This window comes from Kitasatospora sp. NPDC087271, assembly GCF_044744605.1.
Lineage (GTDB): Bacteria > Actinomycetota > Actinomycetes > Streptomycetales > Streptomycetaceae > Kitasatospora.
Map to the genome: position 1 here is coordinate 164,170 of NZ_JBIUYQ010000005.1, position 16,705 is coordinate 180,874.

Sequence of the window (16,705 nt, forward strand, 5' to 3'; positions counted from 1 at the left end):
GGGGCCGAGGCGATCACCGCCTCGACCCCGGCCACGCCGGTCCCCGGACAGGGCCCAGATGTCTAGATGTTGGGGTTGATCGGACGGTCGCTGTCGGAGTGGTGCCAGTCGAACTCCTGGGTCTGCCCCATGCTCGCGTTCCGCCCCAGCGTCCAGAGTCCGTAGGAGTTCCGCGGGCCCTGGTTGCCGACGTAGGTCAGGCAGGCACCGACGGCGTTGCACACGCCGCGGTCGGTGCCGAACGTCCAACGCTGCTTCGGGTCACCCCCGTTGCACCCCACCGCCGTGGCGCCCGGGCTGTCGGACGGGCCGCTCGGGACGTGGCCCGACAGACAGCGGCCGTCGTTGGTGCTGTGGATGAGGCCGTCCTCCGAGACGAACCAGAACTGGTTCCAGGAGCCGTCGCACGGGCGCAGGACGACCGGCCTGCCGTCGCCGTTGGTCTGCCGGTACTCGTCCATGCAGTAGTAGGTGCCGTTGGGGCCGCCGCTGGCCGGGCGGGCGAGCGCGGCGAGGTAACCGTAGGCGTAGGGCTGCGGATTGGCGGGGTCGGCCTGCGCGGCGGCGACGGGCAACGAGACGCTCAGGCCGATCGCGAGTGCCAGGGCTGAGACGATCTTTCGGGCGGACTTCATGAGGTCCGACACCTCCCTCTCTGACGTCGTGTCACTGCGGAATGCGGCCATCCTGGCAGCGGAGTTGAGGGCCTGGTCAGCTTTCCGAACGATCCCGAACAAACGGGAGTGTATGGATTTCGCCATTTGATTCACCTCAGTTGACAGGAACCCCCGGCGCGAAGAGGCTGTTCACGCAGGCCCGGCGGGGGGAGGACAGAGCGTTGACCTGGTCACCTATGCGCACCACGGCGGCCCCGTGCTCCTGCCGGGCCGCCGAGGTCAACTCCGCTGCGACGCTGGCCCGTTCGCACTCCTTGGACGCGCTCGCCGAGTCCCTCACCCTGCTCAGGCAGGAGGCCGGCAGCCCCTCCTACTCGACCATCGTCCGGCGGATCAGCTCCGTCCGGGCAGCCCGCGGCGTCCCGGCCGGGGAACGCACACCCGGGCGGATCACCGTCTACGACTGCTTCCGCAGCGGACGCCAACGCCTGGACGTCGAACTGCTCTCCGACATCGTCCAGGCCCTCGGCGCGGACCCGGGCCCCTGGCGCCGCGCCTACCGCGCCGCCTCCCGGTGACCGCCGGCTATCCGCGGTCCGGACGCGGAGCGGCCGGTCCGGACGGGGTCGCCTCGGGCTTCGCGTGGAGGATCTCGCGGGCCTGCTCCGCCGCGCGGACGATGCTCTCGGAGACGAAGTCGACGAAACGGGCGATGTTCTCCAGGCGGGTGGCGGCCGGGGTCTGCGGGCCGAGGACGCCGACGCCCTGCCGCGCGACCTCGACGAGGTGGGCGGTGGCGCGGGCGCTGGCCATCATCGACTGGTACCAGACGTCGTCGTCGACGACGTAGCGCTCGCGGCGGCGCTCGTCGCGCTCCCGGCGGACGAGGCCCTGGCCGTCGAGGAACGCGATCGCCTTGGAGATCGACGGCGGGCTGACCTGGAGGTGCCGGGCGAGTTCGGACGCGGTGAGGCTGCCGCTGTCGGTGAGGGTGAGGCAGGCCAGCACCCGGGCCGTCATCTTGGGCATGCCGGAGGCCATCAGGACGGTGGTGTACGTCTCCTGGTACTCGCGCACGGCCTCGGCGTCGCGCCCGTGGGCCTGTGGGGGCGCCTCCGGCCCCCGGGGCGCGGCCGGCCTGCGCCGCTGGGCGCGGCGGCGTTCGGCGGCCCGGTGGGCCAGGTCGGCACGGTAGGCGGTGGGGCCGCCGTTGCGCATCACCTCGCGCGTGACCGTCGAGGTGGGGCGGTCGAGGCGCCTGGCGATCTCCGCGTAGGCGAGGCCGTCGGCCATCCCCAGCGCGATCTGCTGGCGTTCCTGCTGAGTGAGCCTGCCTCCCGGCACCGCGATTCTCCCTTCACGCTTCCCCGAATGCCCTCACCATAGCGTTCACTCCCATTCCAGTGCAACGAACACGGTGGCTGACGTTGCGTTAAATTCAAGGCCACCGCAACGATAATCGCGTTTTTACCTGCACTAATGCTGATTACGAGCAACGAACTGGTTGCCGTCATCCGTGAAGGCAACGTAGCGTTTCCATCATCAGAAACAACGAGCCGCAGCAGAGCGGCCCGCGGCAGCCCGCCACCCCCGCACCCGCACCCGCACCCGGAAGAAGGCACACCATGACCATCGAGCAGCCCGCCTGGACCGGCATGGTCTCCGTCGACGACACCGCCCTGGCCGTGACCGACACCGGCGGGCCCGGCCGTCCCGTGGTCTACCTCAACGGCTCCTACGCCGACCAGTCGCACTGGCGGCGCGTCATCGCCGACCTCGGCGACGACTACCGGCACATCACCTTCGACGAGCGCGCCCGTGGCAAGTCGAAGCGCTCGGCGGACTACTCGTTCGAAGCGTGCCTGCGCGACGTCGACGCCGTCCTCGCCGCGAGGGGCGTGGACCGTCCGATCCTGGTGGGCTGGTCCTACGGCGCGATGCTCGCGATGCACTGGGCCGCCCGGCACCCGGACCGCGTCCTCGGGGCGGTGTCCGTGGACGGCGCGTTCCCGCACGAGTGGCTCGACGACGCCACCCGGGAGCAGGTCCGCAAGCTGTTCCGCCGGCTGAGCCCGCTGTTCCCGATCGCCCGCCGACTCGGCATGGCCGCGCGGATGAGCGCCGAGCAGCACGCCGAGATCAACCTCGAAATCAACGAGCTCTGCGCGCCCGCCGCCCTCGACCCGGTCTTCGACCGGGTGACCGCACCGGTCCGGTACGTGGTCGCCTCGGGCGGCAACCTGGGCGGTGAGGCGAAGCTGATGGAACAGATCCGCACCAACCTCGACCCGGTGCTCGCCCGCAACCCGAACATCCGGGTCAGCACGAAGGTCGCGAGCAACCACTCCAAGATCCTGCGCAAGGACTTCCACGCCATCGCCGACACGGTCCGCGACCTCGCCGCCACCGCCGCGAGCGCGACCGGCTGAGCCCCGCACCGCCCCTGCGGGGTCACCGCGACGCGCTCGCACGGCGGGGCGGCCGTTCGGGCGAACTTCCCTCGGAATTACCGCATTCGGGTGACTCGCGGCCGGCCGCGCCCGCCGGGGTCGTTAGCGTGACTGACCGTCATCGGCCGTCCGGTCGGACAGAGCTGCGCGCAGCTCGGGGGTTTCAGGGAAAGCCGGGGGTCGAAGGCCTCCGTGGGACTTCCCACGCGCCGCTCACCGTCCGGGGCCGATCCCGACACCGTGCTCCACCAGCTGGGAGGTTCTCCGCCATGCCCGTGTCGAGTCGGTACCTGAACGCCTGGGAGGGCTTCTGGCGCGACGCACCGGCGGAGGCCGGCGCGGTGATCTGGGACGCGGAGCCGGCGCTCACCGCGAGCGTGCACCTCGCGCTGTTCGACCCCTACCTCGCCGACCCGGCGCTGCCCGTCGTCGACGTCGGCTGCGGCAACGGCACCCAGACCCGCTTCCTCGCCGAGCGCTTCGGCCGCGTCCTCGGGTTCGACCTGTCCACCGCCGCCGTGGGGCTCGCCCGCACCCAGCATCCGGACGGGCGGGCCGAGTTCGCCCAGCTCGATGCCACCGACGGGCCGGGCGTCCGGGAGCTGCACGCCCGGCTCGGCGATGCCAACGTGTATGTGCGCGGACTGATCCACCAGTCCGAGCCGGCCGACCGCCAGCCGGTCGCCGACGCCATCGCCACCCTGGTCGGGGATCGCGGCCGGGCGTTCGTCGTCGAGCTGTCCGCGTCGGCGAAGGCCGTCCTGGCCGGCCTCGCCCAGAGCCCGCAGGGCCCTCCCCCGAAGCTGCGCCCCGTCTTCGAGCACGGCCTCGCCCCCGCCGAGGTCGTCGACTCGGCCTTCGGCGAGCTGTTCCGCACCGCCGGGCTCACCGTCCTCGCCTCCGGCGAACTGCCCTTGTTCCTCACCGAGTTCGCGCCCGACGGCAGCCGGATCGACCTTCCGTCCCACTGGCTGGTGGTGGGCGCGGACGGCGCCGCACCCCAAAGGTGACCTGGTGGGGGCGGTCGGTGGAGTTCCACGACCGCCCCCACCAGGCGGTGTCAGCCGGCGATCCGGGCGCTTTCGGCCGCCTTGTACAGCGGCTTCGTGATCGCGGAGGTGAACTGCGGCCCGACCAGGTACCGGGTGCAGGAGGTGTCGCCGAAGTCGCAGACCCGGCCCGAGGAGTCGAAGGACGGGCCCTGGGTGTTGTCGCCCACCACGGTGCCGATCCCCGAGGACGGGTCGAAGTCGGCGATCCGGGGGCCGCCGCTGGAACCGCCGCCCATCACGCAGGGGGCGCCCCACTCACCCGGGGGCACCGGGTGGCCAGGGAAGCCGGGGTGCTCGCGGGTCTGCCCCGCGCAGTAGGCGAGCCGGGCCCCGGTGTACTCGGGCAGGCCCTGGCGCGCGGGATCGCCCGACGCCGCACGCGGGTAGCCGAACTGGTGGACCTTCGCGCTGCCCGGCCGGTCGAAGCCGATGCGCTGCGCGGCGCCGACGGCGTCCTGGACCCGTTTGCCCTCGGCGTTGCCGTTCAGGACCAGGAACGCCTGGTCGTAGGCGGAGTACTTGCCGTCCTGCTGGTCGTTGAGGAGCCAGGTGGCGTGGACGACCCCGGTGCGGGCGACGAACGTGCCGTACGGGGCGGTGCCGTCGTGGTAGCCGGGGACGAACATCGAGTTCGTCAGCCACTCGTTGTTCTCACCGAGCAGGTCGGTGTTGTTGACGCAGTGCGCCGCCGTGACGACGGTGCTGCGGTTGGCGCTGTCGACGACGGTCGCGGTGCAGCTCCCGTCCTCGCCGTGGTCGGTGAAGAAGAGCCGGCCCACCGTCTTGCTCAGGGTGGCGGAGCCGGTCCACGGAGCCCCGTCGGGGCCGCTCTTGGGCGGGTTGCCGGAGGACGGCTGGGTCAGGGCGGCCATCCGCTCCGGGGTCCAGTAGTCCAGGACGGCCTGCTGCTGCGCGGGCGTGACCGCCTCCGGGTGGACGGCCACCTGGCTGGTGGCGGCCCCGTCCTGCGGCGCGGCCCCTGCGGGCGCCGCCAGCGCGAGGCCGGCGGCCACCACGAGGGCGGTCAGGAGGACTCGGCCGCGCGCTCGACCGCGGGCCCGGTCGTGGTTCCGGTTGTGCTGACTGCTGGTCTGGCCATAGGTAGGTGGCATGCGTCGCACGGTAGGAGCGGGATGTCAGGTTCCTGTCGAGGAGGCGTTTCATCCGTCCATCGGTCACGTCAGGTTCCCGTGTGGAGCGCGTCTCATCCGTGTATCGGTCATGAGGATCGCAGGCCCCGTCACCGCTGAGCAGGGTGGAATCATCGCTGGGCCCGGCGGAAGTCGCCCGGGGTGCGGCCGGTCTCGCGGGCGAAGAACTTGCCGAAGTTGGTGGCCTCGGTGAAACCGAGCGCGCGGCCGATCACGGCCACGGGCAGGTCGGTGTGGGCGAGCAGCCGCTGTGCCTGTAGGGCGACGCGGGCGTCGGCGAGTTGCTTGGCGCTGCGGCCGGTGGCGGCCAGGCAGGCGCGGGTCAGGGTGCGCGGGGAGTAGCCGAGCCGCGCGGCGTAGTCCTCGACGGAGCGGGTGGCGGCGAAGGAGCGTTCCAGTTCGCGGCGGAAGGCGGGGTAGACCCCGGCACCGGGCGGGGAGAGGGCGGGGCGTCCGGCCGGGTCCGGGAGGCGCGCCATGCGGATGAGCAGCGCGCCGAGGAGCTGGCGCAGCAGCACTCCGGTCAGCTCGGCATCGACATCAGCACCGGCACCGGCACCGGCACCGGCATCGGCATCGGCATCGACATCGACGGGCGCTGTCGGGCCGGGGGCCTGCCCGTCCCGCAGCCTCCGGTACTCCGTGTCCAGTTCCGTCACGGCGCGGTCGAAGGCGTCGAGCTCGGCCGGCGGCAGGAGCCGTGCGACGGGGCCGAACCCGTCGAGCATCTGCTGCGTCGCGGGCAGCGGCGGCGGGAAGTCGGCGGTGAACAGCAGCAGGACGGCGTCAAGGTCCGCGGGGCGGCCGTTCGCGTCCGAGGGCAGGCGCTGTACCTGGCCGGGCCGCAGGTGCAGCAGTGTGCCGCGGGTGCACGGGTAGGTGACGAAATCGACCATGGCGGTGCCCTCGCCGCCGCGCACCAGGATGAGCTGGTGGAAGTCCAGGCGGCTCGGCCGGCGGGCGACCGCGCTCTTCAGGCGCGGTTTCAGTGCGTCGAAGGTCAGCACCTCGATACCGGTCCGCAAGCGGTCGGGGTTGTCGTAGGCGATGTCGACGACGTCGCGCTGTCCACTTTCGACCATGTCGAGTCCCGACTCTACCTCGCCCGAGGGGTGGCTGCGGCGGCATCGTGGAGTCACGGCCGAACGGCGGGCACCGCAGCGAACACCGCAGCGAGCGCCGCACCGGGCGCCACGCCCGGCAGCACAGCGAGCACCACACCGGGCGCCGCGCCGAAGGGCCGTCACCACCACCCGTTCCCGACCTGAGGACCCCTCACCATGCTCCCTGTCATCACCGACCCCACGCAGCTGCCGACCGTGTTCCAGGACGCGCTGAACGCCGGCGACGTCGACCACGTGCTGGCCCTGTTCGCCGAAGGTGCCACCATGCGCACGGTGGCCGGCGAGCTCCTCACCGGCGTCGAGGCACTGCGTGCGGAGATCGGCGGAACCGTCGCCGCCCGCGGCAGGCTGACGAACGTCCCGCGGCACAAGGTCATCGGCGCGGACACGGCCCTCCTGGTCACCGACTGGACCCTGGAGATCGACGGCCCCGACGGCGAGCGGATCGCCCCCACCGGCACCACCGCCAACATCGCCCGCCGCGACGCCGACGGCGGCTGGCGCTTCACCGTCCTCAACCCGCGCGGCATCGCCTGAGCCCTGCCGCCCCGCAACCTGGCGGCCCCCGGCGCCGGCTGAGCACTTCGGGGGGCGGCAGGCCCGTCACCCCCCGACCTGTGGGTGCGTCAGTTCCGTGGTGGGGCGGTCTGCCAGACTCCGGGAATGAGACATCAGCGAATCCTGGACCAGTTCGCGGCCCGGGGCCCCGTCCGAGGGCAGGCAGGATGACCGGCGCCGGACCGGACCTGCCCGCGGGTGCGCGCCGGGTCCCCTACCGCGATCCCGGGGTGCCGGACCACCGGAGTCCGCTGCGCTTCCTCTGGTGGCTGGTGCGCAGGCAGCGCGGCCGCGTACTGCTCGGCGCGACCTGGGGCAGCCTGTGGATGTGCGCCCTGATGCTGCCGCCCTACCTGATGTCCAGGACGATCGACGAGGGCCTCCGGGCCCGCGACAGCGGCGCGCTGGTCCTCTGGGTGTCGGCCGTCCTCGCGGTCGGCGCGCTCATCGCCGTCCTCGGGATCCTGCGGCACCGCACCATGACCTTCATCCGGGTGGACGCCGCGTACCGCACCGTCCAGGTCATCGCCCGGCACGTCAACCGGCTGGGGACGACGCTGCCGCGCCAGGTGTCGGCCGGCGAGCTGACCCACCTCCAGGCCGGCGACATCGGCCGGATCGCGCAGACACTGACCATCACCGGGCCCGGCGTCGGCGCGGTCATCGCCTACCTCGCCACCGCCGTCCTGCTGGTCCGGATCTCCGTCCTGCTCGCGGCGGTGATCCTCCTCGGGGTGCCGCTGCTGGCCCTGACCGTCGGCCCGTTGCTGGGGAAGCTGCACGGCGCCGAGGGAAGCTACCGCGAGCAGCAGGGGGCGCTGACGGCCCTGGCCGGCGACCTGGTCGCCGGGCTGGGCGTGCTGAACGGCATCGGCGGCAAGCCGATGTTCGCCCGGCGCTACCGGGAGCGCTCGCAGGCCCTCGTGCCGCTCGGCTACCGGGTGGCCTCGTTCACCAGTTGGGTGCAGGCGCTCGGCGCCTGCCTGCCGGTGGTCTTCCTGGCCGTGGTGACCTGGCTCAGCGCCCGGATGGCGGCCGCCGGTTCGATCACGGTCGGTGAACTCGTCTCCGTCTACGGCTACGTGGCGGCCCTGCTGGTGCCCGTCTCCGCCTTCATCGAGGGCGCGGACGACCTGCCGCGCGGGCTGGTCTCCGCCCGCCGGGTCACCGACATCCTGGCACTGCGGCCGGATTCGACGCGCAGCCGGACACTGACGGACCCGCCGGAAGCGCCGGCGGTGCTGAGCGACCCCGACTCCGGCCTGCTGCTGCGGCCCGGGCGGCTCACCGCGCTGGCCGCCGCCCGGCCCGAGGAGGCCCGGGCCGTCGTCGAACGGCTGGCCGGCTACACCGACTCGGACGCCACCTGGGGCGACACCAGGCTGTCCGACTGGGTGCCCGCCGAGCTGCGGCGCCACGTCCTGGTGTCGGACGACGACGCGTACCTGTTCGGCGGCACGCTCCGTTCCGCGGTGTCGATCCGCGGCGACCGCATCGAGGAGGAACTGCGGCGCGCCCTGCACGCCGCCGCGGCCGAGGACATCGTCGACGCCCTGCCGGGCGGCCTGGACGCACCGCTCGACGACCGCGCCGGCAACGTCTCGGGCGGGCAGCGCCAACGGCTGCGGCTGGCCCGCGCGCTGCTGGCCGATCCCGAGGTGCTGCTGCTGGTCGAGCCCACCTCGGCGCTGGACGCGCTCACCGAGGCGGCCGTGGCGGCCCGGATCGGCGCCGTGCGCGGCGGCCGGACCACCCTGGTCGTCAGCACCTCCCCCCTGGTGCTCGGCCGCGCCGACGAGGTGGTCCACCTGGTGGACGGCAAGGTCCGGGCCACCGGCACCCACGGCGAGCTGCTCGCCCGCGACCCCGGCTACGCGGCGCTGGTGTTCCGCGGCAGCACCGGCGCCCGCCCGGCGGGCGCCGCGGCCGACGAGCGCCCGCGGACCATCCCGGCAGGCGCCGACCGCCCCGCGAGCGTCACGACCGACGACCGCCCGCGGAGCGTCGCCGCGGACACCGAGGAAGGACTGGCCCGATGAGCGACCCCAACGACCCCAACGACCCCGACGGCCCCGACGACCGCCACGCCCCCCACCGCCTCCCGGTCGCCGACACCGCGACGGTGCGCCGGGCCAGTTGGCGCCTGCTGGCGGACGACGGCCGGGCGATGGGCGCGATCGTCGCCCTCACCTGCCTCGCCGCCCTCGCGGGCGTCGCCGGGCCGTGGCTGCTGGGCCGCATCGTCACCCGGGTCGAGAACGGCGAGCTGACGGTCGGCCAGGTGGACGGCTTCGCCGCGGCGGTCCTGGGGTTCGCCCTCGCCCAGCTGGTGCTCACCCGCTACGCCCGCCGCCTCTCCCACCGGTTCGGCGAACGCGCCCTGGCCCGGCTCCGCGAGGAGGTCGTCGAGCGGACGCTCGCGCTGCCCGGGCGGTACGCGGAACGGGTCGGCGCCGGCGACCTGGTGACCCGCTCCTCGCTGGACGTGGGCACCGTGGCCGCCACCCTGCGCAACGCGGCCCCGGACGTCTTCATCGCCGTCGTCCAGGTGCTGGTCATCCTCACCGCGACGTTCCTGCTCGACCCGCTGATCGGGCTCTGCGCCCTGGTGGGCCTGCCGATCGTCTGGGCGGTGAGCCGCTGGTACCTGTCCCGGGCCCGGGAGGCCTACCTCGCCGAGGGGGCCGCGGCGGGCGGGGTCACCGAGGTCCTCAACTCCACCGCCCACGGCGCCCGGACCATCGAGGCGTACGGGGTCGGGGCGCGCCAGGACGGCGTGGTCGACCGGGCCGTCGACACCGCCTACCGGGCCCGGGTGCGCACCCTGTTCCTGCGGACCGTGCTGTTCCCGGTCACCGAGTTCGCGCACGCGCTGCCGACGGCCCTCATCCTGCTGGTGGGCGGCCTCGGCTACCTCCACGGCTCGGTGACGCTGGGCGCGGTGGTGGCGGGCGGCCTCTACATGTGGCAGCTCGTCGACCCGCTGGACCGGGCGCTCAACTGGGTCGAGCAACTGCAGAGCAGCGGTGCGTCGTTCGCCCGCATCAAGGGCGTCGGCCTGGTGTCGCAGGAGCCGCCGGCCACCGGCCCGCGTCCCGCCGACGACCGGATCGAGGCCGTCGGCGTGCGGTACTCCTACACCGGCTCGCACGACGTGCTGACGGACGTCGACCTGGTGGTCCGGCCGGGCGAGCGGCTGGCCGTGGTCGGCCCGTCCGGCGCCGGCAAGTCGACCCTCGGCAAGCTGCTCGCCGGCGTCGACGCCCCGGACGCGGGGCGGATCCTGGTCGGCGGCGTGCCGGTCGCGGACCTCGCCGCGGCGGGCGAGCTGGGCAACCGCGTCGTCCTCATCACCCAGCAGCACCACGTCTTCATGGGAACGCTCCGGGAGAACATGACGCTGGCCGCCCCGGACGCCGAGGACGCGGCGGTCCTGGCCGCGCTCGCCCTGGTGGAGGCGGACTGGGTGCGCGACCTCCCGGACGGGCTGGACTCGCTCCTGGGCACCGGCGGGACCGAACTCGGCGCCGCGCAGGCCCAGCAGCTCACCCTGGCCCGGGTCCAGCTGGCCGATCCGCACACCCTGATCCTGGACGAGGCGACCTCCCTGCTCGACCCGACCACGGCCCGGCAGGCGGAGCGGGCGATGGCGGCCGTGCGCTCCGACCGCACGGTCATCTCCATCGCCCACCGGCTCCAGACCGCGCACGACGCGGACCGGGTCGCCGTCATGGAGGCGGGCCGCATCGTCGAGCTGGGCACCCACGACGAGCTGGTCGCCGCCGGCGGGCGGTACGCGGCGCTCTGGCGGTCGTGGAGCGGGGAGTCCTGACCGGCCCGGCGGCGGTGCCACCGGGCCGCGCCCGCGGTCAGGGGGTGTCGGTGCGCTTTTCGAGCCGGGTGCCGTGGCGCAGGGTGAGCGACATCAGGTCGCTGGGGCCGTCGAGTTCGAGGCGGTGCCAGCGGCCCCGGGGGACGACCACGGCGCTGCCGGCGGGCAGCGGCACCATCTCGTCGGCGCCTTCCCCCGCGCCGCCCCCGTCCCCGTCCGCGGGGCGGAGGTGGAGCCGCGCGCCGCCGGTGAGGCAGCACACCGCCTCGTCGGCCTCCGGGTGCATCTCCCAGTGGTCGGCGTGGACGTCGGCGTCGGTCTCCACGTGGAAGGCGCCGAGGTGCCAGGTGCCCGGCGCGCCGCCGGCCATCTGCCGCCCGGCGGCTCGGACTTCGCCGTCGGGGTGGAAGTGCAGGGCCGAGGCGAACAGGTCGACGACGGTGGGCGTCATGGCGGTGTTCCTTCCGGTCAGCAATTTCTATACGCGTAAGAAAACTAACCCCGCACGACCGCCGCTGTCGACCCCTGGGGAATGATGGACCCATGCCGACCGCACCGCGCAGGACCTCGGGCCGACCGCCCCGCATCTCCCGTGAGCAGGTCGTCGAGGCGGCCCGCCGGATCGTGACCGAGGAGGGCGTGGACCGGCTGACCATGCGCCGCCTCGCCTCCGAGGTCGGCAGTACGCCGATGGCGCTCTACCACCACGTGCGCGACAAGGAGGAACTGCTCGTCCTGCTGCTGGACGACTACGCGGCGCGGACACTGCGCCGGCCCGAGCTGCCCGCCGACCCGCGCGACCGCGTCGTCGGGTCAGCCGCCGCGATCCACGAGGCGCTGGCCGGCTGCCCCTGGATCGTCGAGGTGCTGACCGCCGACGACCTGATGTCCGCGTCCGCGCTGTGGTTCGTCGAGCAGATCGTCGACGGCCTCACCGCGTGCGGCCTCACACCGGAACGCGCCGTACAGGGGTACCGCACGATCTGGTACTACACCGCCGGCGAGCTGGTGGTCCGGGCGGCGGCGGCCCGGCGGCGCGCGGACGACGAGCGCGCCACCTACCGGGAGCAGGTGTTCGGCGGCCTCGACCCGGACGAACTCCCCCGCCTCGCACAGGTCGCGGACCGCTGGGCCGCGCTGACCACCGACGACACCTACCTGGACGGCCTGCGGGCCCTGGTGGACGGCCTCGTCGCCGCCCGTTGACGCCCCGGCCCGCAGGCCCCGGCGCGCCTCAGGTCCGTTCCGGGAAGCGGGGCTTGGACTTGCCGTCGCCGAACGGGCCGGTCGAGTGCTGGAGCGAGTGCAGGATGGCGAGGCCCTGGCTGACGATGCCCGCCGCCATCTGGTTGACCCCGTCGCTGCCGTTGAGGACGGTGAGCTCCGCTCCCGACATGCCTCGGGCCGCCGCGTCGGCGAGGGCCGGCAGGTTCTCCACGATCCGGTTGGCCGCGATGAGCTCCTGGTTGCCGCCGCGCAGGGAGTCGGCCCGGGCGGTGTTGGCGTCCGCCTGCGCCTGGGCGAGCGCCCGCTCGCTGTAGGCGCTGCCGTCCGCCTCGAACTTCACCCGGTCGCGCGCGGCCTCGGCCAGTGTCCGCTGCCGGTAGGCCTCGGCGTCCGCCGGGCGCCGCACCTCGGCCTCCAGTTGCTGGGCGGCCAGCGCGGCCCGGCGCTGGGCGAGCGAGGTCTGCTCCTCGATGACGTCCTGGGAGGCCCGGGCCTCGGCGAGCGGCCCGGCCTGGGCGGCCCGGGCCCTGGACTGCTCGGTCTCGGCGAGGAACCCGGCCCGTTTGATCGCGGTGTTCCGCTCGTACTCGGCCTTCAGTGCGGCCGCCTGCTGCTCCCGCTCGGTGGCCTCCTGGTCCGCCTTGGCCTGGGCGATCCGGGCCTGGCTGGCGACCGCCGCCGCGTGCGGCGCGGCCAGGTTGTCGATGTACCCGGTCGAGTCCTCGATCTCCTGGATCTGCAGCGCGTCGACCACGATGCCGAGCTTCTCCATCTCGCCGTGGCTGCCCGCCATCACCTCCTGGGCGACCCGGCTGCGCTCCCGGATGATCTGCTCGACGGTCAGCCCGCCGATGATCGAGCGCAGGTGACCGGCGAAGATCCGGCCGACGAGCTCCTCCATCTGGTCCTGTTCCGAGAGGAAGCGGCGGGCCGCGTTGGCGATCGACACGGCGTCGTCCCCGACCTTGAACACGCAGACCGCGCGCACGGTCAGCCGGATCCCCTGCTGGGTCACGCAGTCCTCGGCGATCTCCGCCTCCCGCAGGGCCAGGGAGAGCATGCGGACCTTCTGCTTGACCGGCAGGACGAGGCTGCCGTGCCCGGTGACGATGCGGAACTGGGTGTCCTGCGCCTGGTGCTTGGACCCGGAGATGAGCATCGCCTCGTTGGGTGCGGGAACGTGCCAGAAGAACATGACCGACCACCTGACCAGCTGGGATCCGAAACCGCGGTTAGGGCGGCAACAGCTCGACGATCACCGAGCGGGCCGAGATCGCGTCCACCACGACCACCCGGACGTCCCGGCCGACCGGCTCCGAGCACCAGGCCGCGAACACCTCCGAACCACCCCGGAGGGCGACCAGGACCTCGCCCGGGCCGCCCGCCGGAATGGGCACCGTCACCTTGCCGACGGCTCCGACCGGGCTCTGCCGGGAGTCGTCGACCGCGGGCATGCTCTCTCGCGCCACCGGCGCCTCCGGTCCCCGCGTCGCACCACGTCGCACCACGTCCGCCGCACCTGCACCGTGGACGGTCACCGGCCACCACCGCCTCCGAAAGGCCCGGGCCGCCGGGCTCGCCACGGGTCGAGGACACCTGCGGCAACCGCCGGCGGCGGCGGTGCCTCGACCCCTCCCACGGTACTCCGGCAACCGGTCCGCCACCGGCCGACGCCGGAGCGGGCCGGACCGCCGCCGAAGCGGGCCGGACCGCCGCCGGTCAGGGCACGGCCAGGGCGACCGCGAAGCCGTGGTCCGGAATGTCGAGGAAGCGCCGGTTGAACCGGACGAAGGGCTCGATGAGCAGGTCCACGAAGACCAGGAAGGCCACCGTGCCGATGCCCACCGGGCCTCCCAGCAGCCAGCCGCAGAGCAGTAGCACCCCTTCGATCAGTCCCTTCGCGCACCAGAACGGCCAGGTCCAGCGGTGCCGGATGGTGATCGCCAGCAGGTCGATGGCCCGGATGCCGAAACCGCTCATGATGATCAGCGCCGAGGCGTAGGCGCACAGCAGCGCGCCGAGCAGCATCAGCGGGTAGCTGCTCAGCCCCAACCAGGCGGCAGGCCGCAGCCATTGGAAGAGGTCGATCAGGCTGCCGCACAGGAAGAAGGTCACGAAGGGCGAGACCACCGGGCGCTTGCGGTTCCACGCCGCCCACGCGCCGATGCACACCACCGCGACGGCCGCCTGGCACAGGCCGATGGTGAGCGGCAGGTGCTTGAGCACGCCCAGCGAGAAGACGTCGAGCGGGTCGGTGCCCAGATCGGACTGGATGAAGAAGTGGGCGCCCGTCGAGAAGACCACGCAGCCGGCCAGGTACACCAGCGCCCTGGGCAGTAACTCCCCCAGCCGCCAGGGCTTTCCGTTCGGATCGACGCCAGGGGGACGGTGGGACGCCATCGGTTCCTCCAGGGGGACGGGCGTCCGGCCCGCTGCCGTCCCCGGGGCGCGGAGGCGGGCGGCGGCGCGGACACCGGGCTGTTCGGAAGCCGGGGCCCGCCACCGAACTCCCGCCACACAGCTGGGAGTTCGGCGAAGGGCCTCGGTCAGCCGCCGCCCGACGCCGTCACCGCGGCCGGTTCAGGCGAGCGACTGGTAGGCCAGGAAGCCGCCGAAGAGGATGACCCCGATCCCGGCGACCAGGTCGACGCCCTTCAGCAGCCGGGCGCTGAAGCGCCGGCGGAACACCAGCACGCCCGTGCTCAGCAGGGTGAACCACAGGAGCGTGCCGCAGCCGACGCCGACCAGCATGGACACCGAGGCGGGCAGCGTCCCGGTGACGTTCGCCGCCGTGGCCGCGGCGAAGGCGGCGGCCCAGTAGCCGATCGTCGCCGGGTTGGAGGCGGTGGCCGCCAGCGCCGTGCGGAACGCCGCCAGCGGGCGGACCAGTTCGGGGTTCCGCTCGTCCTCGGTGGCCGCCCGGACCCGGAAGGCGGAGCGCAGCGAGCGCGCGCCGATGTACACCAGCACGGCGGCCCCGGCCAGCCCCAGGGCCGTGCGCAGCGCGGGGACGTCCAGCAGCCTGCCGACCCCGGCGAGGCCCAGGCCGGCGTAGGCGATGTCCACCAGGGCCGCGCCCAGGCCGATCGCCCAGCCGGTCGGGAAGCCGTCGCGCAGGACGCTGCGCACGCACAGCAGGCCGATGGGGCCGAGGGGCAGGGCGACCAGGAAGCCGAGGCTGAGCCCGGCGAACCACGCGGGGAGGATATTCACCGCGGTCCCCCGCAGGTCACCGCGATCATTCCGGTCCGGTGGAAGTCCGGGCGGAAGTCCCCACGGGAGTCCCCACGAAAGCCCCGGTGGAAGTCCCGGCTCAAGGCCCGGCGGAAGGCCTGGTGCGAGCACGTGCGCGACAATTCGCTCTGCCCCTCGTCACAACACCCGCCGATCAGGTCACTCGACGAGCTCCGATATGCCGAACCGTACCTCATCCCCTTCGGCGGGACTGAGATCTTCCGGCGCGTAGAACAGCTCGTACACATTGGTCGACAACAACTGACCGAGCCTGGTCAGCGCATACACGTCCGTGCCCCGTTCCTCCAGCCATCCCTTGTCGACGAGCTGCTCGATCTCCGCCCCGAAGACGGCCTCCATGGTGACGCCGAACCGGTCGTGGAAGTCCGGCCGGTTGACCTCGCACATCTTGAGGCCGCGGATCATGACGCGGCGCATTTCCTGTTCCTTGGTGAGGTACGTGGCGAAATCCAGCGGGATTTGACCACTTCCGACCATCTCGTAGTACTTCTTGAGCGGCTTGACGTTGACGAACAGCCGGTCGTGGATCACGCTCTTCGACGAGACGCCGAATCCGATCATCGGCCAGGTCCGCCAGTAGTACTCCAGGAAGCGCGAGTAGTCGGCGCAGCGGTCGGGGTGGTAGTACCCGGTCGAGCTGCGCCGGGCGAAGCCCGCCGCCTCCAGCGCGTCGATGGCGTACTCGTACATCCGGCGCTCGTCCTGCGCCGAGGGGAGCGCCATCTTCCCGGACGTGATGAGCGAGTGGAACGCCGTCTTGGGCCAGATCTCCAGGCCGTAGGCCGTGATGCAGGCCGGTTCGAGTTCGATGGCCCGGTCGACGCTGCGCTTCCAGTCGTCCACGGACTGGCCGGGCAGCGGGAAGATCAGGTCGATGTTGGTGTGCGTGAAACCGCCGTCGACGACGGTGCGGAAGGCGCGTTCGGCGGTGGCGAGGTCGTGCGAGCGGTTGCAGATCTCCAGCAGCCGGTCGTCGAAGGCCTGGACGCCGACGCTGAGCCGGGTGAATCCGGCCTCCCGCATGCGCGCGATCTTGGCCTCGTCGACCGTCGAGGGGTCGAATTCCAGGCCGATCTCCGCGCCCTCGTTGAATTCGAACGATTCCCGGCAGGCGTCCAGCAGCCGGGCCGTCTGGTCGCCGGTGAGGATGCCCGGCGTACCGCCGCCGAAATACACCGCGTCGACCCGGAACGCGGGGAAGGCCCGATTGGCGGCGAAGGCACGGATCTCGCGTTCGAGCACGTCGACGTACTGGGCGAAGTGCTGCTCGTTCCGGTTGATGTAGACGGTGTAGTCGCAGAATCCGCACTTGGTGATGCAGAACGGGACGTGCAGGTAGAGCACCGCGTTCTCGGGGCGGAAGTACTCGTCGTACTCGTGGTGCCGGTATTTGAACGGGTACGTGTGGATGTTCCGTCGGATGATCTTCTCGGCCATCT

At 72.8% G+C, this 16,705-nt stretch carries 17 protein-coding genes; 7 read left to right on the forward strand and 10 right to left on the reverse strand.

Annotated elements, in window-relative coordinates; translation table 11 throughout:
* Nucleotides 1–62 precede the first annotated feature (62 nt).
* On the reverse strand, nucleotides 63–635 hold the full coding sequence (locus ACIO9K_RS11265; RefSeq protein ID WP_363581878.1) for an RICIN domain-containing protein: 573 nt from the start codon (nucleotides 633–635) through the stop codon (nucleotides 63–65).
* 203 nt (nucleotides 636–838) lie between these two features.
* Between ACIO9K_RS11265 and ACIO9K_RS11270 the strand changes: the two genes are divergently transcribed.
* Nucleotides 839–1,195 carry a hypothetical protein gene (locus tag ACIO9K_RS11270; protein ID WP_363581876.1) on the forward strand — a complete coding sequence of 119 codons (357 nt, stop codon included), beginning with the start codon at nucleotides 839–841 and terminating at the stop codon, nucleotides 1,193–1,195.
* A 7-nt stretch (nucleotides 1,196–1,202) separates the two neighbouring features.
* Here ACIO9K_RS11270 and ACIO9K_RS11275 read toward each other — a convergent pair whose 3' ends face one another.
* Nucleotides 1,203–1,961, reverse strand: a complete 759-nt coding sequence (locus tag ACIO9K_RS11275; protein ID WP_363624723.1) for a helix-turn-helix domain-containing protein — start codon at nucleotides 1,959–1,961, stop codon at nucleotides 1,203–1,205.
* A 281-nt stretch (nucleotides 1,962–2,242) separates the two neighbouring features.
* Here ACIO9K_RS11275 and ACIO9K_RS11280 point away from each other — a divergent pair, with 281 nt between their 5' ends.
* Entirely contained in the window at nucleotides 2,243–3,046 is an 804-nt protein-coding gene (locus tag ACIO9K_RS11280) for an alpha/beta hydrolase (RefSeq protein ID WP_363624721.1), read from the forward strand.
* A 290-nt stretch (nucleotides 3,047–3,336) separates the two neighbouring features.
* Nucleotides 3,337–4,077 (forward strand): class I SAM-dependent methyltransferase, encoded by a 741-nt coding sequence (locus tag ACIO9K_RS11285; RefSeq protein ID WP_400328624.1) that lies wholly within the window; start codon nucleotides 3,337–3,339, stop codon nucleotides 4,075–4,077.
* Nucleotides 4,078–4,127: 50 nt separating this feature from the next.
* Here the strand turns inward: ACIO9K_RS11285 and ACIO9K_RS11290 are convergent, their stop codons facing one another.
* Entirely contained in the window at nucleotides 4,128–5,231 is a 1,104-nt protein-coding gene (locus ACIO9K_RS11290) for a hypothetical protein (RefSeq protein WP_363624717.1), read from the reverse strand.
* 149 nt (nucleotides 5,232–5,380) lie between these two features.
* Nucleotides 5,381–6,352 (reverse strand): helix-turn-helix domain-containing protein, encoded by a 972-nt coding sequence (locus ACIO9K_RS11295; protein WP_400328628.1) that lies wholly within the window; start codon nucleotides 6,350–6,352, stop codon nucleotides 5,381–5,383.
* A 198-nt stretch (nucleotides 6,353–6,550) separates the two neighbouring features.
* Between ACIO9K_RS11295 and ACIO9K_RS11300 the strand changes: the two genes are divergently transcribed.
* From ACIO9K_RS11300 to ACIO9K_RS11310, 3 genes are all read left to right on the forward strand, one after another.
* Nucleotides 6,551–6,931, forward strand: a complete 381-nt coding sequence (locus ACIO9K_RS11300; protein ID WP_363624713.1) for a nuclear transport factor 2 family protein — start codon at nucleotides 6,551–6,553, stop codon at nucleotides 6,929–6,931.
* 188 nt (nucleotides 6,932–7,119) lie between these two features.
* On the forward strand, nucleotides 7,120–8,991 hold the full coding sequence (locus ACIO9K_RS11305; protein ID WP_400328632.1) for an ABC transporter transmembrane domain-containing protein: 1,872 nt from the start codon (nucleotides 7,120–7,122) through the stop codon (nucleotides 8,989–8,991).
* The gene (locus ACIO9K_RS11310) at nucleotides 8,988–10,784 is read left to right on the forward strand and encodes an ABC transporter ATP-binding protein (RefSeq protein WP_400328635.1); all 1,797 of its coding nucleotides are present in this window, start codon (nucleotides 8,988–8,990) and stop codon (nucleotides 10,782–10,784) included. The genes ACIO9K_RS11305 and ACIO9K_RS11310 overlap by 4 nt, the downstream gene beginning before the upstream one ends.
* A gap of 37 nt (nucleotides 10,785–10,821) precedes the next feature.
* On the opposite strand, the gene ACIO9K_RS11315 is transcribed toward ACIO9K_RS11310, so the two are convergent.
* Nucleotides 10,822–11,235 (reverse strand): cupin, encoded by a 414-nt coding sequence (locus ACIO9K_RS11315; protein ID WP_363624707.1) that lies wholly within the window; start codon nucleotides 11,233–11,235, stop codon nucleotides 10,822–10,824.
* Between the two features lie 92 nt (nucleotides 11,236–11,327).
* Here ACIO9K_RS11315 and ACIO9K_RS11320 point away from each other — a divergent pair, with 92 nt between their 5' ends.
* A complete protein-coding gene (locus ACIO9K_RS11320) occupies nucleotides 11,328–11,990 on the forward strand; it encodes a TetR/AcrR family transcriptional regulator (protein ID WP_363624706.1) in 663 nt (220 codons plus the stop codon).
* Between the two features lie 28 nt (nucleotides 11,991–12,018).
* Here ACIO9K_RS11320 and ACIO9K_RS11325 read toward each other — a convergent pair whose 3' ends face one another.
* The 5 genes from ACIO9K_RS11325 to ACIO9K_RS11345 form a co-directional block, all read right to left on the reverse strand.
* On the reverse strand, nucleotides 12,019–13,206 hold the full coding sequence (locus ACIO9K_RS11325; RefSeq protein WP_363581854.1) for an SPFH domain-containing protein: 1,188 nt from the start codon (nucleotides 13,204–13,206) through the stop codon (nucleotides 12,019–12,021).
* A 37-nt stretch (nucleotides 13,207–13,243) separates the two neighbouring features.
* Nucleotides 13,244–13,480: a hypothetical protein gene (locus ACIO9K_RS11330; protein ID WP_350880803.1), complete on the reverse strand. Its 237-nt coding sequence runs from the start codon at nucleotides 13,478–13,480 to the stop codon at nucleotides 13,244–13,246.
* Between the two features lie 250 nt (nucleotides 13,481–13,730).
* Nucleotides 13,731–14,411 (reverse strand): YitT family protein, encoded by a 681-nt coding sequence (locus ACIO9K_RS11335; RefSeq protein ID WP_208869047.1) that lies wholly within the window; start codon nucleotides 14,409–14,411, stop codon nucleotides 13,731–13,733.
* A 180-nt stretch (nucleotides 14,412–14,591) separates the two neighbouring features.
* Nucleotides 14,592–15,224: a LysE/ArgO family amino acid transporter gene (locus ACIO9K_RS11340; RefSeq protein WP_400328642.1), complete on the reverse strand. Its 633-nt coding sequence runs from the start codon at nucleotides 15,222–15,224 to the stop codon at nucleotides 14,592–14,594.
* Between the two features lie 180 nt (nucleotides 15,225–15,404).
* On the reverse strand, nucleotides 15,405–16,703 hold the full coding sequence (locus ACIO9K_RS11345) for a coproporphyrinogen-III oxidase family protein (RefSeq protein ID WP_363624702.1): 1,299 nt from the start codon (nucleotides 16,701–16,703) through the stop codon (nucleotides 15,405–15,407).
* Nucleotides 16,704–16,705 lie beyond the last annotated feature (2 nt).

Excerpts from the sequence above, each read along its gene's own strand:
- ACIO9K_RS11315 (WP_363624707.1), bottom strand. The coding sequence starts at position 11,235 with ATGACGCCCACCGTCGTCGACCTGTTCGCCTCGGCCCTGCACTTCCAC.
- ACIO9K_RS11285 (WP_400328624.1), top strand. The coding sequence starts at position 3,337 with ATGCCCGTGTCGAGTCGGTACCTGAACGCCTGGGAGGGCTTCTGGCGC.
- ACIO9K_RS11280 (WP_363624721.1), top strand. The coding sequence starts at position 2,243 with ATGACCATCGAGCAGCCCGCCTGGACCGGCATGGTCTCCGTCGACGAC.
- ACIO9K_RS11305 (WP_400328632.1), top strand. The coding sequence starts at position 7,120 with ATGACCGGCGCCGGACCGGACCTGCCCGCGGGTGCGCGCCGGGTCCCC.
- ACIO9K_RS11310 (WP_400328635.1), top strand. The coding sequence starts at position 8,988 with ATGAGCGACCCCAACGACCCCAACGACCCCGACGGCCCCGACGACCGC.
- ACIO9K_RS11345 (WP_363624702.1), bottom strand. The coding sequence starts at position 16,703 with ATGGCCGAGAAGATCATCCGACGGAACATCCACACGTACCCGTTCAAA.
- ACIO9K_RS11300 (WP_363624713.1), top strand. The coding sequence starts at position 6,551 with ATGCTCCCTGTCATCACCGACCCCACGCAGCTGCCGACCGTGTTCCAG.
- ACIO9K_RS11325 (WP_363581854.1), bottom strand. The coding sequence starts at position 13,206 with ATGTTCTTCTGGCACGTTCCCGCACCCAACGAGGCGATGCTCATCTCC.
- ACIO9K_RS11335 (WP_208869047.1), bottom strand. The coding sequence starts at position 14,411 with ATGGCGTCCCACCGTCCCCCTGGCGTCGATCCGAACGGAAAGCCCTGG.
- ACIO9K_RS11290 (WP_363624717.1), bottom strand. The coding sequence starts at position 5,231 with ATGCCACCTACCTATGGCCAGACCAGCAGTCAGCACAACCGGAACCAC.
- ACIO9K_RS11320 (WP_363624706.1), top strand. The coding sequence starts at position 11,328 with ATGCCGACCGCACCGCGCAGGACCTCGGGCCGACCGCCCCGCATCTCC.
- ACIO9K_RS11265 (WP_363581878.1), bottom strand. The coding sequence starts at position 635 with ATGAAGTCCGCCCGAAAGATCGTCTCAGCCCTGGCACTCGCGATCGGC.
- ACIO9K_RS11295 (WP_400328628.1), bottom strand. The coding sequence starts at position 6,352 with ATGGTCGAAAGTGGACAGCGCGACGTCGTCGACATCGCCTACGACAAC.